The 2,562-nt window shown below is 58.4% G+C and carries 2 protein-coding genes; both read right to left on the reverse strand.

Going from position 1 to position 2,562, the window contains the following annotated elements; all coding sequences use genetic code 11:
* A partial coding sequence (gene yegS / locus HMPREF9538_RS03520; protein WP_009486193.1) for a lipid kinase YegS occupies positions 1–898 on the reverse strand: 898 nt, incomplete at its 3' end.
* Between the two features lie 242 nt (positions 899–1,140).
* A complete protein-coding gene (yegQ, locus tag HMPREF9538_RS03515; RefSeq protein ID WP_004144192.1) occupies positions 1,141–2,502 on the reverse strand; it encodes a tRNA 5-hydroxyuridine modification protein YegQ in 1,362 nt (453 codons plus the stop codon).
* Between the last annotated feature and the right edge of the window lie 60 nt (positions 2,503–2,562).

The following is a 2,562-nucleotide window of genomic DNA, read 5'->3' on the forward strand; positions in this document are numbered from 1 at the left end:
GGCGGGGGGGGGGGGGGGGGGGGGGCGGCGGCCGGCAGGGCGGGGCCGCCGGTAACAGCTCCATACGGAAGGTTTTTCCGCTGAGCGGCTCGCCGTCGAGGTTAAAGGTCATCTCATGGGGCGCGGTTATTTCAAACCACGAGGAGACACCGTCAACAATATTCGGCGAGTTTTCCGGATTCGCCAGGGTGCTGAACAGGGCAGGGATCAGCTCTTCGCCGGTGAAAATGCGCAGATGCAGCAGACCATCGTTAATCAACGCCTCCGGACACAGCTGCTGACCGCCGCCGGCCTGGCGGCCGTTGCCGATGCCGATGACCAGCGCATCGCCCTGCCAGTGAAAGTTCTCCCCGCGGATCTCGCAGCGGTCCGGCTTCAGGGTATCCATGCGCATCAGACCGTGGATTAAATAAGAGACACCGCCGAGCGCGGCCTTGAGTTTTTCCGGCGTTTCGGTGGTGATCCGGGTGCCGAACCCGCCGGTCGCCATATTAATAAAGCCGGTTTTATCATTCACCCGGGCGATATCTATCGGCACATCGCGGCCGACGATCGCCAGCTTGAGGGCGCTGGCCAGATCCTGCGGGATACCGACGCTGGTGGCGAAGTCGTTAGCCGTGCCCAGCGGTAAAATCCCTAGCGCCATCTTGCCGCCGCGCTCCACCAGCGCGGTCGCCACTTCATTAATGGTGCCATCGCCACCGCCGGCGATCACCGTTTCAACGTTCAGCTGCAGGGCTTCATCGATAAACCGAGCGGCATCGCCCTTTTCCCAGGTCACGCGGACGTGAATATCAATCCCTTCATCGCGTAACAGGTTAACCGCTTCGCGTAGCTGCGGTTCATTGGCACCTTTGCCGTTAAGGATCAGTAAGCTGGCAGGAAACGTAGACATCATCAAGGGAACCTTTATTGCTCAATGTTGCATAAAGTGTACCGCATGACGAAAGCGAAGACCGGAGGAGAGGCAAAAAAATAAGCCCGCGTAAGGGAGATTACGCAGGCTAAGGAGGTGGTTCCTGGTACAACTAGCATTTATGGGTTATGTTTTTCAGCGAAATGGATGATACCTGTTTCGACCGAAACGGTATGTGATCCGATTCTAATATCCTTACATCGTGAAAAAATAACGCAAATTAACTAGTTACCGTGCGGATTTCTGGTTGTTTGACCAGTAAAGTTGCGCATCAGCAGGGCATACTGCAGGGGCAGGTCGTCCGGCACAGGCAACCAGACGGTATAGCCATCGCCCGGGGCCACCGGCATGGTTTCGCCTTTGCCATTCTCCATATGCTCAAGGGTGAAGTTGACGTTACCCTGCGGGGTCATCAGCTCAAGGCTGTCGCCGACGCTGAACTTATTTTTGACCGCCACGGCCGCCAGCGGGCCGTTACGCTCTCCGGTGAATTCGCCGACAAACTGCTGGCGCTCGGAGACGGAGTAGCCGTACTCGTAGTTCTGATAATCGTCATGGGTATGGCGGCGCAGGAAGCCTTCGGTGTACCCGCGGTGGGCCAGCCCCTCCAGGGTCTCCAGCAGGCTGGTATCGAACGGTTTGCCGGCGGCGGCATCGTCGATCGCCTTGCGGTAAACCTGAGCGGTGCGCGCGCAGTAGTAGAAGGATTTGGTGCGGCCTTCGATCTTCAGCGAGTGAACGCCCATCTGGGTCAGACGCTCAACGTGGGCGATAGCCCGCAGATCTTTCGAGTTCATGATGTAGGTGCCGTGTTCGTCCTCAAAGGCGGTCATGTACTCGCCCGGACGTTTGGCTTCCTCAATCATAAAGACTTTATCGGTCGGCGCGCCGATGCCGAGGGTGGGCTCCACGGTCTGCACCGGGATCGGCTCATATTTGTGGACGATGTTGCCGACGTCGTCCTCTTTGCCTTCCGCCACGTTGTATTCCCAGCGGCAGGCGTTGGTGCAGGTCCCCTGGTTCGGGTCGCGCTTGTTGATATACCCGGAGAGCAGGCAGCGGCCGGAGTAGGCCATGCACAGCGCGCCGTGGACGAAAATCTCGATCTCCATCTCCGGCACCTGGCGGCGAATCTCTTCGATTTCATCCAGCGACAGTTCACGCGACAGGATCACGCGGGTGAGCCCCATCTGCTGCCAGAATTTAACCGTCGCCCAGTTGACGGCGTTAGCCTGCACTGAAAGATGGATCGGCATCTCCGGGAAGTGTTCCCGCACCAGCATGATTAAACCCGGATCGGACATGATCAGCGCGTCCGGACCCATCTCCACCACCGGCTTCAGATCGCGAATAAACGTTTTCAGCTTGGCGTTATGCGGGGCGATGTTGACCACCACATAGAATTTTTTACCCAGCGCGTGGGCTTCATTGATGCCGAGCTGCAGATTTTCGTGATTGAATTCGTTGTTACGCACGCGCAGCGAGTAGCGCGGCTGGCCGGCATAAACGGCATCGGCGCCATAGGCGAAAGCGTAACGCATATTCTTCAGCGTTCCCGCCGGGGAGAGGAGTTCTGGTTTAAACATGGTGTTCTCGTTCTGATGACAGGTCAGATTCGCCCCCCCCCGGGGGGGGGGGGGGGGGGG

The organism is Klebsiella sp. MS 92-3, assembly GCF_000195655.1.
Taxonomy (GTDB): Bacteria; Pseudomonadota; Gammaproteobacteria; order Enterobacterales; family Enterobacteriaceae; genus Klebsiella; species Klebsiella pneumoniae.

What these genes read in the sequence shown, in the direction of transcription:
- yegQ (WP_004144192.1), bottom strand. Translation starts at nt 2,502, where the DNA reads ATGTTTAAACCAGAACTCCTCTCCCCGGCGGGAACGCTGAAGAATATG.